Source organism: Haloferax sp. YSSS75 (genome assembly GCF_046764215.1).
In the GTDB taxonomy this organism is placed as follows: domain Archaea; phylum Halobacteriota; class Halobacteria; order Halobacteriales; family Haloferacaceae; genus Haloferax.
The window spans coordinates 2,417,751-2,436,237 of the sequence record NZ_CP177206.1; the positions used below are offsets into that span (position 1 = coordinate 2,417,751).

The window sequence follows — 18,487 nt, forward strand, 5'->3', positions numbered from 1 at the left end:
AGTCGTCAGTCGCGACGGACTGCGACGAGTGCGAGTGCGATGAGAGCCACGAGAGCCACGACGACGCCGAATCCAGGCATACTGGAACTCGTCGTCGTGGTGGAACCGTCCTGTTCCCCACTGTCGGTTGTTGTCGTCGTAGTCTCGGTATCGTCAGTGTCCCACTCGTCGGTCGTCGTCGTGGATTCGCCGGGCGTCGTCGTCGTCGTCGACACCTGCTGTGCGACGACTCCGAAGTAGGAGAACCCGGGTGTGTCTGCTTCGAGGACGACTGCGTCGTCGCCCTTCTCTGTGACACGCGTGTCGAGAGTCTCCCACTCACCGGTGTCGTCGTTGTATCGCACGACTCGAAGGTCGCTCGCCGTCACGCCCATGTCGTCCAGTTTCGACTGTCTGACGCGGAACGTGAGCGTCGATTGCGTCTCTTCTGCGTCCTCCGGCACTTCGATTCGGAGCCAACCGACTGGCTCACCCTTCGGCGTGCCAATCGTCCCTGGAATGCCGTCGATTTCGCGGACGAGAACCTGGCCACGAATCTTCTTTCCGAAGGCCATTCCCAGCTGGGTCACGCCGGAACCGTTCGGCAGCGACGCCGTGTATCCATCTGCGTACGAGAGTTGGCCACTATCGTACCGACCGGAGGCTTTCGGCGGTGGGCCTGCGTTGCCGCCACCGCCACCGCCGCCGCCACCGGCGTTGTTGCCAGTGTCACCGTCACCGGTGTCACCGTCGCCAGTACCATCGTCACCGGTGGATTTGGCTTCGACAGTCAGCGTTCCAATGGAGACGCCATCGACCGTCAGGTCGTAGGTCCCTTCGGTGCCGATTTTGACGGTGAACGTCAGTTTCTTCGACGACCCCGCGGCGATTGTAGCGCTCTTTGTCGCGAGCGTCGTACTGTTGGCCTTGAGGGTCTTGGACGTGGTTCCCTGTGCAGTACCTTTGTTTTTGACGGTCACACTGACGGTGAACTTCTCGCCAGTCTCGACTGTCGTCCCCGAGAGCGAGGTCGAAGCGATACTGAACGCAGGTGCGCGCTGTTCGACAGTTATCGTCTCGATTTCCGACCCTTCGAAGGCGTAGACGTAGTCACCGGGTGCCGGTGGCGTGTCGTTGAAGGTGAACGTCTTCTGTGCGTCAGTGGCGAGCGACGTCGAGATGTTCCCGATGGTCGTGCCGTTTCGAGTGACGTTTCCTTCGATGGTTCCGCTTGCGTCACCGAGGTTACCCAGTTTGACGGTGACCGTGGTCTCCTCGTTTTCGAGGAGTTGGGTCGGGCTCGCAGCAGAACTGCTGAGCACCTGAATGTCGGCAGTCGGTGAGGTCACCGTGAGCGTGTTCGTCGCGTTCGTGCCGTTGACACCGACCGTGTAGGTGCCCGCAGTGGACGAACTGATGACGAAGGTCTCCGTGGTCGTCTCACCGGGTGCGAGTTCGACCGTCTTCGTGACACCGAAGTCGGTCGTGCCAGCTTGACTGTCACCGGCGACGCCGAGGTCGAAGGTGCCAGTCTCGTCGCCGACGTTCTCGGCCGATGCAGTCACTTCGACGTCGTCGCCAGTGAAGACGTCCGTCGCGTTGAGCGAGGCGGAACTCACGAGGAGGTCCGGCCCTTCGTTGACGTCGAACGTCGTCTGGTTCAGCGTCGTGTCACCGTTGTTGTTGGTGACCGAAACCGTCAGCGAGTGCGTCCCCGACCCGATGTCGGTCGCGTTGAGTTCGACCGCCGCACCGGGGTTCGCGGAAATCGTCGCGTTCTTCGTGATGTCCGTCCCGTCGAGCTTAATCTTCACTGTCGAGGCGTCGATACCGCTCTCGGGGTCGGTGTAGTTCGTGAGAACCGTGAAGTTCTCCGTGCTGTTGTACGTCTCGCCGGCCGACGACACCCGCGTCACGTTCGGTGCCGTGGTGTCGGGTGCAACCGTGAAGTTGACCGTCGAGACGTCGGTGTTACCCGCTTTGTCTGCAGCGGAGACGACCACCGTGTGGCTCGTACCCGGTTCGAGTCCGGACTTGTTGAACCAGACGTTCGACAGGTCGTCGAGGTTCGCAGCGCTCGTCTTGTCGGTGCCGTCGAAGGTGACGGTGACCGAACTGAGGTTCACACCACTCTCGGTGTCGGCGACGGATGCCGTCACGTTGACCGACGTCGTGGTGTTCGAGAGTTCCGTCCCTTCCTGCGGTGCGGTAATCTCGACTGCCGGGTCGGTGTCGTCAGGGCTGACACTGAAGTTCACCGTCCGGATGACGGCGTTGCCGGCGTTGTCCGGCACGCGAACCGTCACGTTGTGCGTCTCGGTGTCGCTCACCGTGACGTTGGTTTCGAAGCCAGTATCGGTGACAGTCGACGAACTGGTGATGTCCTCACCGTCGTAGCGGATGACTACGTTCTCTTCGTCGATACCGGTGTCGTTCACGCCAGTCGCTTCCTCGTAGGTCCCGTTGACCGGAACCGTGGTCGTCCCGTACGGGAAGGTCTGGGGCGCAGCGGGGTTGAAGTCCGTGAACGTCGGCGGTTCACGGTCGTCTTGGATGGTGAAGTTCACCTGCTCGGTCACCGTGTTCGCGGTCAGGTTGGTGTCTGCCGCGTGGATGGAAACCGTGTAGTTGGCCGGCGGGAGGCCGAACGAGGTGTAGTTCACCGATTCGTTCGTTATCGCTGCCTCGCTTGTGACATCCAGGTCCGTGATTTGACCGTCACTGTCGAGGGTCACCGTCACCGAGGAGGTGTTGACCTCGACGTTGTCGTCGAGCGTCGCGTTCACGTCCACCTCGTTGTCGGTCTCTTCGAACGTCGCCCCCTCGACTGGCGTGTCGTACGTGACCGTCGGCGGGGACGTGTCGTTCGGATACGCACCGTACGTCGACAGGCCACCGCGTGTCGCCACGTAGTAGTTACCCGAGACGTTCAGCGGGTCAGCCTTCAGGTCAGTCGGGAGCACTTCTTCCGTCCCGTCTTCTCTGATGTAGACGATGTAGAAGCCGTCTCCACTGGTGTCGAGGGACTCGCTGAAGCCGTAAGTCACCTCGTCGATTTGGCTGTCGTTGAGTTGCGTGTTCGCGTCGATGTACTGCGTCGCGTCACTCCCTTCCGTGAAGGTGGTCGGCGAGATGTTCGTCTCGGACAGCGTGATGACCGTCTCGCCTGCGGGCAGGTCAGCCGTCTCACTGGCGTTGATGTTGATGAACGTCTCACCACTCGAACTCACGATGAGGACGCTCTTGTCGGTCTGGAAGTCGTGTCCCGAGACGTTCGCAGCGCCGGTGTCGGACCCGATGTTTCCGCTGCGGTCGGTCACCGACACGTCGAGGAGGTACTCGCCCGACGCGTTCGTGTCGAGCTGTGTCGTCCACGACCTTGGGCCCGCCCGCGCGAGTTGGGGTGTCCCCTGACTCGAATCCGGATACGTAATCGTCGCGACCGGAGTGGACGGGACCGCTTCCGTACTGGTCACGTTGACCGTGAGGTTCCCCGTCGTCTCGTTGATGTTGAGCGTTCCTGCGAGTCCGGGCGACGCCGTGTCGACGACGACCGGTTTGTTACGGTAGACGGTGACGGTGTTGTTCGCCGTGTCCGTCACCGTGGCCTTCAGACCGTAGATGCCATCCGGAAGTTTCGACGTCACGTCCAGTGTGTGATTCTGGAGCGTCGCCTTGTTCGTCACGCGCGTGAACGTCGCGGAGACGCCGGACGAGGAGACCAGCGTGTACGTGACGTGGGCGGGTTCGGACGTGTTGTACGTGACGTTGATCGAACTGTTCGTGTAGACGGTGCCGTCCGTCCCGTTGACGGCCGGGATGTCGTACACCGGCAGTTGGTTGTCGACTGGGACGGTTACGTTACCAACCGCGCTGTTGCCAGCGGCGTCGGTGCTGACGAGCGTGAGGTTGTAGTCACCCCGAGAGAGTTTGCTCCCGGAGTCGTCCGTGCCGTTCCACTGGATGGTAAAGGCGCTATCCGTCGACTTCGCGAGTGACGTCACGTCGCGCGTGTAGACTGCCGTCCCATCGGTGCGTTCGACGACGAACGTCGCGGACTCGAGATGTTCGTCCGCAGTGTCGAGCGTGACGTTGACCGTGTTGTTCGCACTCACCTCTTCGTCGGTTACGAGGTCGTGCGAGATGGACGTCGTGGGCGCAGTCTCGTCGTACTCGAATTCGAACACGCGCGAAGTCGCGTGTCCTGCGTTGTCCACGACGGTGAGTTTCGCCGTGTTCACGCCTTCGGTGAGAGTGACACCTGTGTCTGCAAGGTCGATTTCAAGCGCGGACGTCGACGACGTCGTCGCGTCGCCGAGGTTGGCCTCGTTGCCGTTGACGAGGAGCGTCGTCGCGCTCGCGTTGATACCGGTATCTGCGTCACCGTTTCTGTCGTCAGCGAACGTTGCGGAGAGTGCTGACGACGGTCCGGCGACGCCTGTGGGGGCGACACTGGTGATGCGCGGCGAGGAGACGAAGTCGAACGTGAACGTCCGCGAAATCGTGTTGCCCGACGTGTCTGTCGCGTTGACGACGAGCGTCTGTTCGCCCTCGGTGAGGGAGTCCGTCTGAATCGTCGCGTTTCCGTTCGTATCGAGTGAGAGCGACTGCGGGCCGTCTCCGAAGTCGTAGGTCGCTGACTGGACGTCCGACTCGCTGTCGGTGACGGTGACGGTAATCGGCGTGCCATAGTTCGTCTCACCGGTCGATGGGGACCGGAGACGGACGGACGGTGATTCGGTGTCTGGAATCGTGACCGTCAGTTTCGAGTCCGCTTCGACGCCATCGACGTCGACGGTGAAGTTCTCGATGCGGTCCGTGCCGATTGCGGACTGCGGGGCGAGGGTGCTGATGGCGACCTGTTTCGACGAGTCAGCACCGACACTGAGCGTCTTGTCTCGTTGCAAGACGAGTTGGCCCGTCTCGTTCGTGACGGTGAACGTGACCGTGACCGTATCCGAGAGGCCACCCGTGTTCTCGACGGTGGCGTTCACGGTGTATCGCTCGGCCGAGGTGATGCTCGTCGGCGTCACCGAGACAGTGCTCACACTCGTGTTCGCGGGCGTGACCACGCGAACGGACTTGGGAATGAGTTCTTCGTCCGTCGTCGAGAGTTCGTCGACGGCCACGTCGTACGTCCCGCTGGTGTCGAGCGACGTGGTGAAACTCACGTCGGTCGAATTGTTCGGGTCGAGCGATGCAGACTGTGCAGTGCCGACGGGTTGGCCGTCGACGGTGACGGACGCGTTGTACGCACCGGCGACGTCGCCCACGTTGGTGATAGTCGCGTCGACAGTCACGCCCTCGTCGACGAGCACTTGTTGTGGGGAGACGCTCAGATTCGAGTACTCGAACGTCGCGGGCGATTGGACGTCGAGTGCGACCGAATCTTCGTCGAACACGTTACCGTTGGTCGTGGATTTCGCAGCAGTCGCGGTGGCCTTCCCGGGCGTCTTGATGCGAATCGTCACGACACCGTTGGCGTTCGTCTTGACGGTCCGGCCGTTGACGGTCACTGTCGCACCGCCGACAGGGCTTCCATCGTCAGACCGCGTCACGGTTATCTTCACGTCCTGTCCCGCGACGGGGTTCGAGGTGTTGACCTCGAGATTGAGTTGGACAGTGTCGACGACTTCCACCGAGGACCGACTCGTCACCGAGTCCGTCCCCGACTGGTTCGTCGCGACGTGCATGACCACGTACTGCCCGGGCGTGGCGTTATCGTCGATGGGCACGTCGACAGTCGTCTGTGCCCCTCCGACCTTCGTCACGCTCGACTGGTAGACCGTCGCGTTCGGTGGGAGCGTGGTGACACTGTCGAACTGGCCACCGGAACCGATCAGGCGGCCGAACAGCGTTCCTGCGGTCTCACTCCCGGAGACCGACTGCGCACCGGGTTGGAGGCCCATGATGTTCGCATCTGCAGGTCGCTCTGTCGTGCCGTTGTAGCGACCGACCTCCGTCTCGAGCGTGATGTTCGAGCGGTCGGATGCGTTGATAATTTGCAGGTAGTTGTCGAGGTCGGTCTCGTTGAAGACCATGACCGTGTGGCTGACTTCGCTCGCGCCGAGGCTCGATGCGTCGACATCGACGGAGACGTTCTCACCGTTGCCCGCAACCGAGGGAGTGCTGACCGAAGACGAGCCCTGTTGAACGGGGAGGAGGTCGACACCGACGAAGGTGACGTTCCCGTTCGTCTCGAGGTTGCCGTCGCCGTCGGCATCGGTGAAGCCCTGTGCACCGTCTTCGACGGCGACGACGGCGAACATCCACATCCCGGATTCGTCAGGCGTGAACGAGAACTCGTTCGTCCCGTCAGTCCCGGTCGTACTGCCGACCACAGATGACGTGACGTTGTCGTCGTTCGTCAGTTTCGTGGCGACACCAGAGATAGAGCCCGGGAGCGTCGCCCCCTTTTCGACCTTCGCTGCGACGAGTTGGACCTTCTTCCCATCGATGATGAGGTCGTTCGAGATACCATCGAAGGTGAAGGGAACCGCAGACCCCTGATTGTACATGTAGACGGGGTTCTTCTGGAGGTCCTGGTTCGCGACGCTCGTCTCGACGTAGGTATCGAGCGTCTTGACCTGATACGCTGCAGCGGTATCGAAGCGAGAGTCCGTCTTGTTCGGACGAAGACTCAGAAAGGCGCCGTCCCAGATAGAGATGTTTTCTGATGCCTGTGTCAACTGGTCGTCGGGGACGTCGACTTGGTGAATCGGTGGTCCATCCTGTAGTGACCCATCACTTGCCGTCCCGAGACTCGCAGACACTGGACCTGCGAAGACCGAGACAATCATGATGAGCGTGAGTATGAGACTTGGCGCTGTCGAACCAAGTCTACCGTAACGACTCATATACCTTTCAACAAATAGAATCGTCATAATACTTTTGAATGTCAGGATATTCGAGTTGTTTCGCTCGGCGGCGCGTCACGGTGACGTGTCTCGATAATCGTGTGCCTAACTCCCCCTGCGTCTACGAGCAGAATCGTGTGACCAATCACAAACTGACAGGATGAGTATGTAAGGAATTCGTACCGTGACCGTGGCCCCTGTACTCCCTCCCGGCAGGGACTCCGACAAGACAGGTTTCCGACACCGGGTTCGTCTACTCCATCCGTCGAGGTATAACAAAGATATGGTCGTTATACTATTCGCCTCTCCGTGACCCCCCGGTACTGCTCGAAGGCCAGCAGGTGCGTCCACGGTCAGCGTCCGTCGAACGAACCAGTTAGCGTTTCGCGCGCGCAGAATCAGTTGTATCTTGAGTAATTATTTTATTATTGGTTGTTCGAATACTACTCGAACCACTCACACAGTGTCTCGAGACCGGGGGTAGGTCACTGCTGGAACGAGAGGGACGATTGGGGTCCGACACATGGTCAACGAACATTACGACGCAGGGGAGGAAGTACCGGTGGAGCTTCGCTCTGCTCCAGACAGTGAAGACAGAGACGACGTCCGATTCGCCGTCTCGGTCGAAATCTACGGTGGGTTCGGAAGCGCAAAACACGTGTATCCAACGGAGACGGTAGAGAGCACTGCCGACCTCTTCGCTGCAGACGGGATGGCGACTGAGTCGTTGGTCACGGACGACGTCCGGTTGTATACAGTCCCGCACGATATGTTGCGGTGACGGACGGGTCGTTCGACGAGTTCGGGTACCGTGGGCCAGCGAGTCCACCGCTGTTCTGAGTGGGTCGCCTGACCAATCGCGTGAGCGTCGCGTCAGGCGACGAGGGTCGTCCGCTGAGTAACGATTATATCAGCAGTGGCCGAAACAGCAGCCGAACCAGACACACGGCGTCCCACGAGAGGGGTGGGTTACTGTCGTCGACACGGGTTCGGAGTGGGTGATACACATGGGCAACGAGCGATACGAGGAAGGAGAGACTGTGCCAACAGAGGTCTGTTCAGTTCCCGACCGATGGGTGTTCGTTCGATTCGCAGTCGACGTCGAGCTCTCTCACGGCTACGGGGGGGCGAAACACATCTATCCGACTGAGCAAATCGAAGAGCCGGCAGACCTCTTTACGAATGGAGAATCGACGATACAGAGCGTGCTCTGCGAGGACGTCCACCTGTACACGACGCCGCGTCATCGATTACGCTGAGCGGTGCGTGAGAGAGGCTGGCGACGAGCACGAGCTAATCGACACGTCCGTACTCGGTCAGCGCGTTGGCGATGTCATGGTCGCGCTTCCGCTGGTGTTGGTGGTGGGTACCGTTAGCACGTGGGCGCGAGTGAGAAGTACTGTGAGAGTGCGAGCTACATCTTCGGGAGCGAATCCTCGGTGAGCACGTTTCGCCCGGTAACTGGTCGAACCAAACTGGTGGATGTGTTTAGTGGTGGCACTTATCACGCCAGATGACAACAGCGGTACAATGACCAAGTCCATCCGCGTCTCAGAACCGTTCCACACCTACCTCAGAACACACAACCGAGACGGGGAGACGATGGAAGAGACGTTGTGCCGATTGATCGGCGAGTCGAGTCCGGAGCTAAACGGGAGTCCTGTCCGGCCCAGCGTCGCAGATTAGAGAGGCTCCCTACTCATCACGGCCCTCACAGCTTAAGTAAATCCGCTCGTATGGTCGTCTATGGCAGGGCTGGGTACACAATCGGTGACAGAACGAAAGGTTGCGTTCGCGTGGGTCGGAATGGCGATTCTCATGTCGCTCGCCGTCGCAGGTATCGATTTCCTGCGTCTTCCTATCGAAACCGTCTACGTCTTCGCTGCGGGAGTGACGATTCGAGAGGTCATCCAACTCGGCGTCTGGGCATTCAAAGACTGAATCGAGTCGGTTAGCTGCCCGTGGTCACAAATTAACTGTCACCGGCGTCGATAGACCGTATGTTCGACCACCTCCTCTTTCCGACGGATGGCAGCAGTGGTGCCGACCGCGTGCTCGACCACGTCGTCGACATCGCGACCACACACGATGCGACGCTCCACCTCCTGTACGTCAGCCCCGACGACCCGAAGCGCCGACCCCAGGCCGGCGACGCAGAACACTTCCTCAGCGATGCAGTCGCCCGCGCCGAAGGGAGCGGTCTCGACACGGTCGACGAGATTCGCCACGGCGAACCGTACGAGGAGATCGTCGCCTACGCGAACGACACCGACGTCGACCTCGTCGTGATGCCGACCCACGGCCGAACCGGGTTGAGTCGGTTGGTCCTCGGGAGTACGACCGAACGCGTCGTCCGGGGGTCGACCGTGCCCGTCTTGACAGTGAGTCCCGATGCAGACGGTGGCCTCTCGTATCCCTACGAGCGCCTTCTTTCGCCGACCGACGGGAGCACCTGTGCGACCACCGCACACCGACTCGGAAGCGAACTCGCGGTGGAGACCGACGCCGACCTCCACGTCCTCTCGGTCGTCGACGTCGCCACGCTCGCTGCCGACGTTCGCGGCCCGCAACTCATCGACGCACTCGAAGAAAACGCAGACAGGTTCGTCGAGGAGGCCGACGCGATTGCGACCGAGATTGGTGTGGGGTCGGTGACGAGCGCCGTCGAACACGGCGTGTCGATTTCGGGCGAGATTCGAGCGTACGTCGAGGACCACGATATCGACCTCGTCGTCATCGGTACCCACGGCCGAAGCGGGTTCGACCGGTTCATGCTCGGGAGCGTCGCCGAGAAACTCCTGCGACGGTCGCCGGTGCCCGTGTTGACGGTTCGCGAGCGAGACGAAGCCTAAGCGTCTCGAAGCGGAATCCACCATTTCTGACCGATTCGGGAACCTCTTTCAGTGACTCGGAGAACAGTCCAGTAGATGGAACACGCCCACGACACGACCACCGACCCCGCGGCAGACACGCGACGCTGGTGGACGCTGGCGATTTTCGCGTACGTCGCACTCGAGGGAGCGAGCCTCCAGATGCGTGGGTCCGTCGTCCCCCTCCTTCGGGAGGCGTTCGGAACCCCCGACTGGCTTCTTGGCCTCGTCGCGCCCGCGGGGACGATTGGCTTTCTGGTGTTCGTCGCGCTCGTCGGCGCGGTGGCCGGTCGTGTGAACACGAATCGGCTCTTTCTGGTTGGGATCCTCGGCACTGGTGTGAGCGTGTTCGTCATCGGCTTTACGCCCTCGTTCGCGTTCTTTCTGGCCGCGTTGCTCGCCCGTGGGTCGTTCGGCGGAATCGGACGCGGGACCGACCGGCCGCTGTTGAGTCACCTGCATCCAGCGAATCGAGGCAAGTGGTTCAGTTACTACGACGCGATGTGGGCCGTCGGCGCGACGATTGGCCCGCTGGTCGTGACTGTTGCGTTGTGGTTGGGTGACTGGCGCTTCGCGTACTATGCGCTCGGGGTTGGGTTCTTCCCGATTGCTGCGCTAGTGTGGTGGCTGCCAGCACCAAGTGTCGAATCGGGCGGTGACGACGTGCTCACACTCTCTGAGATTCGGCGCGTGGGGCAACGACCGGCGGTCCTCGTCATGGCCGCAGGCATCTTCCTGTCGACCGGTATCGAGGGGGCGTTGTTCACGTGGTTGACGACGTTCGCGGAGGGGCGCGTGCCGGCGTCGATGGTGACCGCGTCGCTGAGCGTGTTGTTGGTCGCGTACATCCCCGGTCGATTCGTCGCCGGCAAACTGTCTGCGCGCGTCGGGTACGTTCGACTGATGTTCGGCCTCGCCGTGGTGTGTCTGGTGTCGGTCGTCTACACGTTCTTCGTCGCGACAGGACTGGGTGTGCTCGTCGGGTTGTTCGGGATTGGATTCTCGCTGTCGGGGCAATATCCCACGCTTCTGGCCTACTCGACCGAGGCCGCACCCGAGCACAGTGCGCCGATCAATAGCTTCGCGTTAGTGGTGTCGGCGCTAGGGATTGCCGGTGTTCCTGCGGCGCTCGGATTCGTGATTTCGGATTCGGGGATTGAACTGGCGATGCAGTTGGTGGCGATTCCGGTTGGAGTGCTGGTGGTGGTTGCGGGTGTAGCGTGGATTCGGGTTGGGACTGCAGTTGATGGGTGATGAGGAGACGCCGTGTTGTGCCTCTTCACTGAAAAAATTCAGTGCCAGAACGTATCACTAGGCCGCGAAACTGAGAAGACAGTAGTCGATGGATAGTGGAATTCTACTCGGAGAAGATGGGAACCTACCATAGATGACCATGCGCGGGTACGAGTACGAAGATGTTCTGCAGAAGAACCCCGTCGGGAAGAACCTCTGCTTCGACAGGGCGAACGTCCCACTGTCCTTTACTCCCGTGTCGTCTTCGAGACGATTCTCACGGAGAGTGCAATCGCCGTTCTGGGAGGACATGGCAGACATCTTTACGGTTAGCGAAGAGACAATCGAACGAATCCTTGCGGACGAGGTCCAGTTGTACACGACGCCACGTCGTATGTTGCGCTGAAGGGGTGGTGTACGACGGGGAGTGTCGGTGTTCGTCGCACTCACACGAACCCCCAGCAATGCAATACGGGCCCTCTCAACGCAGCCCGCGGTTGACCATGCAGACAGGCCTATTTCAGGTCTTTACAGCGCCCACTTTACCGAGGTACCGTGTGAGACCCTCTTTGATACTATATTCGGCTCGAAGCCGAGGACCTCCTGTGCTTTCGTACGTCCTCATGGCAGTATCGGTTCTCTCATATGACTCGCTCAATTGCATAGACATGTTTATCAATCTTCGTTTGAAACTGGCGATAACGCATGAAGAATGTGGTTTTGATAGTCTTAGATACAGTGAGGAAGGATTATTTCGACAAATATGCGAGTAGGATTAAAAACAAATCGAATTTGTCGTTTGAGCAACACCGGGGAGCAAGTTCATGGAGTGTTCCGAGTCATACAAGTATATTCACTGGGGAACTTCCTAGTGAACATGGTGCACATTCAGAATCATTCGGTGCCAACTTTTCATTTTGCGACATTTTAGAAAGGAACAGTCTTGTTCAGACGTTCAACAATTTAGGATACAATACGTTCGGGTTGAGCGCAAATATATATGTGAACTCTAAATTTGGATTCGGCGATCCCTTTGACAAATTCACAGATTATTCGATTGGATCTCATTCTATGGAGTCACTGTTTACAGATGCATTATCGATTCATGATATTAAGGGAGACTCACGGTATGAAAAAATATTGAATTATTTAATTGAATTGCCGACTACTGATAAAAGGGTGAAGAGTTTGATGAATAGTGCATGGATTCCTACATCAAGGTTATTTCATAAACTTCCATTACCAGAACTTGTTGATGATGGAGGTGAAAAAATAACAAGCCATGCAAAGCAGGTTATGAATCAATCTGACGAGCCATATTTTATGTTCATCAATTATATGGATGCACATACGCCTCACAGAAATTTAATACAGTATGATCAAGAGCTCCACGATGTTCCAAATACGTGGCACTCAAATGAGTTCGGGAAATGGGAACTCATCAGGGACCAAATCCCAGATGAGTATGCAGAAAACTATCGGCAAATATATTCAGCGTCCATAGAATACTTGGATAGATTAGTCTCAGATATAATTGATACAGCTGATGAAGATACGATTGTCGTCGTAACCTCGGACCATGGACATAATCTTGGGTTTGAAGACGATGACTACCAGTTCCATCATACTAATAGTCTAACAGAAGGAATCACTCACATCCCCTTAGAAATCGTGAATTCACCAGTAGAGGGTATGGTTAACGATTACTACTCACAGACGCAGTTGTTTGAATTAATCATGGAGTTGGCAACCGAGCCAACACCAAAAATACCTATAGATTCAGGACCAACTCTTAGCGAATCTATTGGTCTGTTAGCTACGGCAAGTAAACCAAAGGTAGTGGACCTATCTGAAGAGGAGTTTAACTACTGGAACCGAATGATTCGAGCAGCATACATAGATGACGATAAGTATGTTTGGGATACGCAGTCGGTTGTTGAAAAATATTCACTAGACAAGTCGAAACCATGTACTCAGAGCCAAGAAAGCAAAATTCAAGACTCAAGTTGTGATTATGATTCACTATTCTCTACGCCGATTACCGAATATAAAGACCGGTATTCATCTAAAAACACAGATGCTGATTTTGATGAAAATGTGAAAAGTAATCTCGAAGATCTAGGCTATATATGAGCTCATCGGGGAGATCTGTTTTTTCTGCGATTTCATCAGTGGCTAGTGCTAATATCGTCACAAATCTTGTGACTGCAGTAGTCACTCCGATACTAGTCAGAGTGTTGGGAGCTAGCGGCTACGGACAATATGCAACTGCTATGGCACTTTTTGGACTTGTGCAGATACTGATGAGTTCCGGTGTCAATACTGGAGTTCGAAAATTCATTTCTGAGTCTAGAGAGTCAGCAGACTGGGAAGCAGACGTTTTCTCATTCTATTTTAGAAAATCAGTTGTATTGTCAACCATATTTGCGGTAGTATTTTTCAGCTATCCATCAATATCGGATCTGATTAATACACCAAAATTGCTCGATGCGCCCATATTTATTTGGTTATCGCTCATGTGTGTGGCAGTTCAGTTACGCGGATTTACGAACAGAACACTGCTCGGACTGAAAAGAGAGAAAATTGCGGAACCAATTCGGATAGTATACAGTGTCTGTTTCGGCGTTCTAAGTGTCTTTCTTGCGAAGAAGTATGGTGTGAGTGGCGTTTTTATGTCTCAAGTATTAGTGAGTCTGATAGTTGGTATAATTTCAGCCATTCTAATCTCATCGATTCTTGATGAAATAAACATTGTTAGCATATCTGGCAAACTACCTGTGTCAGAGATGACTTCATTTAATAATAAAAGTGTAATGTATTATTTCTTCATCACATCATTATACCACGTAGATGTACTCTTACTTCAATATTTCAGATCAGATACGGAAGTTGGCCAGTATAAAGCTGCCCTATTCATTACAACCCTGTTGTGGGTCTTACCAACAGCGATCCAACGAGTGATGTTACAGTCTACCTCTGATTTGTGGGATGAAAGAGTTGGCAAGATAGAATCGCTTGCATCAAAGACATTCAAGTACAACACGATAATAACAGTCGCAATTGCGCTTGGTGCTTCTCTATCGATGCCGGTGTTTGTAGAATTGTATTTCGGTAGCCAATTCCGACCAACTGTTGTACCAGCTCTAATCTTACTACCTGGTACAGTAGGGTTTGCACTTGCCCGGCCCCTCATGTCAATTAATCAGTCAAGTGGAAACATGGATGTTTTAATAATTTCAGTTCTCATTTGTATGATTACAAATGCCGCACTCAATATAACCCTCATTCCAGAACTGGGAATGACTGGGGCTGCAGTTGCCACATCATTGACATATGCGATACTACCTATACTTCAAATCGGTATTGCACGAAGGAATGGATATGATCCAGTCAATAGAGTTTCCCACGAGGTACTGACGATACTAATGTTATCCCTAATGATATATTTTGTTGGTGATTACTCGTTGGGTATTACTGGAGATGGTCGAGCGGCTACGGTAGCGGTGATTATGTCATCGATGGCCGTTTATATACTAACTCTTGTGAAACTAGATATACTTCCGATTTATAATATCTACAACGGACTTAGGAAAAAAATTAGCCAATAGCCAGGTCTTGCTTCGAGAGAATGTCGTGCAACAGATCATTGAACCAAGTTAGGACTGATCAATAATCTGCAGTAGTCGTGGTGAAGAACTCAACATAGCCAACCGGACATTTATTAGAATTCATCAGAGAAGGTAGAGTAATGAAACGGCCAATGAGTAGCCAAATTGGTTCGGAGGAAGACATATATGAGATTGTTTCAATTTTCGTCGCATATATTGGCCCAATGTTTTCAATTTCTGTTATTACTGGAGCGGTCATTTTAGGACAAACTAATTTAGCAATTCTGGGCACATATATCGCTTTACCTGTCGTTATTGGTGCTATCCTCTCTAGAAAAATGTCAAAATCAACCGATGGTGGCATGAATAAAATAACTGAGAAACGGAACCCAACTTACTTCAAAGTGTTCATTATTCTATATTCAATATCGATAGTGTTACTGAGTATTTACAGTATTCGTCCACTCGGATATTTCGTAATAGCATCAGTGATGATGTATCTGATCATAGTTCAGATATCAGACGACCAGCATCAAGGTCCACTGATAATTCTCCAAATTATTCTATTGAATCTAAACCTCGTATATAGTGTGACTCTCAAGTACAACTATTATATTGGTCGAACAGACCCCATTTTACACGCACACTATGCAAAATCAATAATCGCGTCCGGTGTAGTGACAGAAAGTTTAGAAGCGTATGAGCAGTTTCCATTATGGCATATCCTGGTCGCCATGGTTGACATGATTTTGAATATTTTTCCAACTCATAAAATCATGTATATGTCTGGGGGACTGATATTTGCAGGTGGTCTAATTTTTGCGTATATTGCAACTCGGTCGATTTCTGACCGGGAGTCTGTAGCATTGTTAACAATTTCGGTCCTTTCGATTAATACTCACTTTTTATCAAGGTCAATGGCTTCAATTTCCAGGTCAACAGTCATTTCTTTGTCAATCCTTCTATTGGCAATCTATTTTGCTAATGATATCAAAAAGTACGCTGTAGCGATATTGCTAATATGCTCAATTGTATTGTATCATCCTGCATCCCCTCCATTCTTGGTGGTGATATTTGGAGCATTCACAATTCGGTATCTATTAAAAGACGGGGTGAATAGCCACCGCGTTCTGCTGACAGGAATATTCATTCTTTGTGTGGCAGTGTACTGGCTGTACGCCACACCATCTTTGGTTACTCGAATCGTCTCGATCTTCACAGAAACAAACCCTCCAAACCAGCTTCCGAAGGGGGTAGTATCTCTACCGCTCACAGAGCTTGCAAACTACATCCAATATAGTTTTTATATCTTTTTGATGGTTATTGCAGTTGTACTAGGTTTCACTGACAAGTATTCTAATGAAGTGAAATTCACGGCATTCCTTGGACTAGTGCTGTCTGTTCTTGCTTTTCCGGGACCAACATTACTAATTGATCGACTTGCAAATTCAAACATAGTTAGATTTGGAGAGTATTCGACTTACTTTATTTCCCTTTGCTCAGCAATTGGAATCCATCAATTATTGTTAAAAGGAGAAAGAAGTCGGATTTTTCAAGTTTTATTTACTCTTCTGATTTTGAGCACCGTATTTACCTCTGTCTCTAACGACTTTGTTGCTTCAGACAACCCAACTATCGAGAGACCCTTCTATACATACTATGTCACACATCAAGAGCAGACGGCCATATCAAAGGGAGAGCAATACGTAACCACCGGGAAAGTAATGGCAGATTATATCTCGGTTCGATTCGCTCAGAGCAACAGGTACCATATTTTGGGATACGAAAATAAAAGTCTCGAAAAAAGAGAAAAGGATTTGTTCTTGATTCGCTTGGGGGAGTTATCTAAAAGGCCCCTAAGTATCCACAATTATGGAGACAAGTTCAGATTGGGACCAGAATGGAAGTTACAATACAAATATGAAGATAGTCGACTGTGGGATAGCCTCAAGAAGTATAACGTCGTATACTCATCAGGTTCAGTAAAGATGTACAAATAGTTTATAAAGTTTTTCTAAATTAACTCTCCATGGTTCCTAATGATTTCATCTGTTGCAGGCATGCTAAATAACTGAATAAATGAGTATAGCTCGTGTGTTCTATCTTCACCATTCATGTGGTCCTCATATATACTGGTCATACGTTCTGAATCAATGAAATTCAGTCTATCAGCCTTTTTTATTGCGTCATGTAGTAGTGTTTCAAATTCTTCCGAATTCCTAATTAGTTCGGTGTGGTTAGTCCACTGGATATTTGTCATATGAGATTCTGGGGGTCGAGGATATTTTATCAGTTCCTTTAGAAACACATTCGGAAACCACGAGAGCCAGTGAAGTAGTGAGGGGTATTTTACGGGGATTCCAGATGTCGCGTGTCGAATTTCGGACACACCTCTTTTCGTCTTTAGATAACCATTCACAAGGTCCTTGGTAAGGTGGTACTCGAGTGGCATCTCCAACTGGAGATCGATTATACGATAATCAAGAAATGGATTCGTTTTGGTTATGTAGTTATCCATGACAAAGTACGGCTCACCGTAATCATTCGTAAGCGGATAATTGAAAAAAGATAGCAACTCGGCACTATCATACTCAACCCCATGGCATGTGATAGATTCGCTAATGTCTAAATTGTCTTTAACAATATCACCAAGAGCAATATCGTCGGTGACATATTCAGGCACAGCCGTCTCCGAGTCCAAAAACGACTTACTAGTGATATACTGTACAAGATCATCTTCGTCACGTAAAGACTCGTAAATTGGAAGCGGTATATTTCCAACAATAGGAAATCTTACAGAATATTTTGGGAGATGATACCCTTTAAGGAAAATGTCTGAATACATGCCAGAAATTAGAACATCACAGCGAGATGTAATGTCTGGTGAGAAACCAAGGGAGCTGCAACCTTGAAAGAAGCCATTATATCTGAAAATCGAATTATGTTCTGTTAGTAAGTCATAAAAATGATTGCGGTCACGTTCAAGGAATACAAATTCGTGGTCCAATATATTCGCTACATCTTTTGCTACTTTTGCTTCAGTGTTGAACCATTCATTCATGTGAAACGCAATACCATCATCTGGCAGTGCAGAGCCTATTAATCGAGAATCGCTTCCGCCACTTAATAGATAGCCTATTTCGATATTGTCATCTGAAGGAAAGCGTTCATCAAATAGCGACTCAATAACACGGTTAAACCGGTTTTGAAAGTATTTAAATGGTTTGTCTTCTGGATTGTATTTTGGGTCCCAGTAGCTTCGAGTGGACACTTCATCCGGCGTGTTGCTTAAAAGGGAACCTGGGGGTACCTTATACACTCCTTCGAGCGGGCTGCGGTTCCCAAGTACACGGCGACAAGAAAGAAATTCAGTCAGATATTCACGGTTATATTTAATTTCTGTATCAAAGAACGGGAATACCTGTGGGTTAGTCGAAAATAATACACCTTGGGTGGATTCTGTGTAGAAGACTGGCCGGGTTCCAAGTCGGTCTGTAAATATCTCTAACGTATCTTGGTTAATACCATATACAATTAATATGAATTCTCCATTTAGATCACGGATACAATCTTCACCATATACATTGTACAAATCATGGACGTACTTAGCGGGGCTATCCGAAAGAAATTGATAATCAAATTGAGTGTCTTTTAAATGCCCATAGATATTACCAAATACAACCACCTTATAATCGTTTGATTCAAAGCACTTGTCAACAGTATCTTGGTTTGTTCGGTATAAAAGTCGGAAGTTTGGAAGTTGGATTGATTCAAACTCGGAGTCGTCAAAGAATGGATACTCGCACTTAAACTCGCCATCAAGTTCGTTATCGTATACGCCAACAAATTCACCCATGAAGACCCATTAGACTGTTGGGGAATAATTGTTCTGCTAACAACAATAGACAAAGCTGGTCTCTGACGAATCACTATTATTATC

The 18,487-nt window shown here is 52.7% G+C and carries 12 protein-coding genes; 10 read left to right on the forward strand and 2 right to left on the reverse strand.

Annotated elements, in window-relative coordinates; all coding sequences use genetic code 11:
• Window positions 1–5 precede the first annotated feature (5 nt).
• A complete protein-coding gene (locus ACK3R5_RS12815) occupies window positions 6–6,779 on the reverse strand; it encodes a CARDB domain-containing protein (RefSeq protein ID WP_411968660.1) in 6,774 nt (2,257 codons plus the stop codon).
• Window positions 6,780–7,359: 580 nt separating this feature from the next.
• On the opposite strand from ACK3R5_RS12815, the gene ACK3R5_RS12820 reads away from it, so the two are divergent.
• The 10 genes from ACK3R5_RS12820 to ACK3R5_RS12865 all read left to right on the forward strand — a co-directional run bounded on the left by ACK3R5_RS12820 (window position 7,360) and on the right by ACK3R5_RS12865 (window position 16,547).
• The gene (locus ACK3R5_RS12820; RefSeq protein WP_411964448.1) at window positions 7,360–7,617 is read left to right on the forward strand and encodes a hypothetical protein; all 258 of its coding nucleotides are present in this window, start codon (window positions 7,360–7,362) and stop codon (window positions 7,615–7,617) included.
• Window positions 7,618–7,843: 226 nt separating this feature from the next.
• Window positions 7,844–8,095 (forward strand): hypothetical protein, encoded by a 252-nt coding sequence (locus tag ACK3R5_RS12825; protein ID WP_411967219.1) that lies wholly within the window; start codon window positions 7,844–7,846, stop codon window positions 8,093–8,095.
• A gap of 271 nt (window positions 8,096–8,366) precedes the next feature.
• Window positions 8,367–8,522: a hypothetical protein gene (locus ACK3R5_RS12830; RefSeq protein WP_411967220.1), complete on the forward strand. Its 156-nt coding sequence runs from the start codon at window positions 8,367–8,369 to the stop codon at window positions 8,520–8,522.
• Between the two features lie 60 nt (window positions 8,523–8,582).
• Window positions 8,583–8,777, forward strand: a complete 195-nt coding sequence (locus ACK3R5_RS12835) for a hypothetical protein (RefSeq protein WP_411964451.1) — start codon at window positions 8,583–8,585, stop codon at window positions 8,775–8,777.
• 59 nt (window positions 8,778–8,836) lie between these two features.
• The gene (locus ACK3R5_RS12840) at window positions 8,837–9,688 is read left to right on the forward strand and encodes a universal stress protein (protein ID WP_411967221.1); all 852 of its coding nucleotides are present in this window, start codon (window positions 8,837–8,839) and stop codon (window positions 9,686–9,688) included.
• A 75-nt stretch (window positions 9,689–9,763) separates the two neighbouring features.
• A complete protein-coding gene (locus tag ACK3R5_RS12845) occupies window positions 9,764–10,960 on the forward strand; it encodes an MFS transporter (protein ID WP_411967222.1) in 1,197 nt (398 codons plus the stop codon).
• A 133-nt stretch (window positions 10,961–11,093) separates the two neighbouring features.
• A complete protein-coding gene (locus tag ACK3R5_RS12850; protein WP_411967224.1) occupies window positions 11,094–11,345 on the forward strand; it encodes a hypothetical protein in 252 nt (83 codons plus the stop codon).
• Between the two features lie 299 nt (window positions 11,346–11,644).
• A complete protein-coding gene (locus tag ACK3R5_RS12855) occupies window positions 11,645–13,072 on the forward strand; it encodes a sulfatase-like hydrolase/transferase (RefSeq protein WP_411967225.1) in 1,428 nt (475 codons plus the stop codon).
• Entirely contained in the window at window positions 13,069–14,547 is a 1,479-nt protein-coding gene (locus tag ACK3R5_RS12860) for an oligosaccharide flippase family protein (protein WP_411967226.1), read from the forward strand. Before ACK3R5_RS12855 ends, ACK3R5_RS12860 begins: the two co-directional genes overlap by 4 nt.
• A gap of 140 nt (window positions 14,548–14,687) precedes the next feature.
• The gene (locus tag ACK3R5_RS12865) at window positions 14,688–16,547 is read left to right on the forward strand and encodes a hypothetical protein (RefSeq protein ID WP_411967227.1); all 1,860 of its coding nucleotides are present in this window, start codon (window positions 14,688–14,690) and stop codon (window positions 16,545–16,547) included.
• Between the two features lie 14 nt (window positions 16,548–16,561).
• Here ACK3R5_RS12865 and ACK3R5_RS12870 read toward each other — a convergent pair whose 3' ends face one another.
• Window positions 16,562–18,403: a hypothetical protein gene (locus tag ACK3R5_RS12870; protein WP_411967228.1), complete on the reverse strand. Its 1,842-nt coding sequence runs from the start codon at window positions 18,401–18,403 to the stop codon at window positions 16,562–16,564.
• Window positions 18,404–18,487 lie beyond the last annotated feature (84 nt).

Bases quoted from the DNA above. Each gene is read 5' to 3' on its own strand.
- ACK3R5_RS12815 (WP_411968660.1), bottom strand. From the start codon at position 6,779: ATGATTGTCTCGGTCTTCGCAGGTCCAGTGTCTGCGAGTCTCGGGACG.
- ACK3R5_RS12820 (WP_411964448.1), top strand. From the start codon at position 7,360: ATGGTCAACGAACATTACGACGCAGGGGAGGAAGTACCGGTGGAGCTT.
- ACK3R5_RS12825 (WP_411967219.1), top strand. From the start codon at position 7,844: ATGGGCAACGAGCGATACGAGGAAGGAGAGACTGTGCCAACAGAGGTC.
- ACK3R5_RS12830 (WP_411967220.1), top strand. From the start codon at position 8,367: ATGACCAAGTCCATCCGCGTCTCAGAACCGTTCCACACCTACCTCAGA.
- ACK3R5_RS12835 (WP_411964451.1), top strand. From the start codon at position 8,583: ATGGCAGGGCTGGGTACACAATCGGTGACAGAACGAAAGGTTGCGTTC.
- ACK3R5_RS12840 (WP_411967221.1), top strand. From the start codon at position 8,837: ATGTTCGACCACCTCCTCTTTCCGACGGATGGCAGCAGTGGTGCCGAC.
- ACK3R5_RS12845 (WP_411967222.1), top strand. From the start codon at position 9,764: ATGGAACACGCCCACGACACGACCACCGACCCCGCGGCAGACACGCGA.
- ACK3R5_RS12850 (WP_411967224.1), top strand. From the start codon at position 11,094: ATGACCATGCGCGGGTACGAGTACGAAGATGTTCTGCAGAAGAACCCC.
- ACK3R5_RS12855 (WP_411967225.1), top strand. From the start codon at position 11,645: ATGAAGAATGTGGTTTTGATAGTCTTAGATACAGTGAGGAAGGATTAT.
- ACK3R5_RS12860 (WP_411967226.1), top strand. From the start codon at position 13,069: ATGAGCTCATCGGGGAGATCTGTTTTTTCTGCGATTTCATCAGTGGCT.
- ACK3R5_RS12865 (WP_411967227.1), top strand. From the start codon at position 14,688: ATGAAACGGCCAATGAGTAGCCAAATTGGTTCGGAGGAAGACATATAT.
- ACK3R5_RS12870 (WP_411967228.1), bottom strand. From the start codon at position 18,403: ATGGGTGAATTTGTTGGCGTATACGATAACGAACTTGATGGCGAGTTT.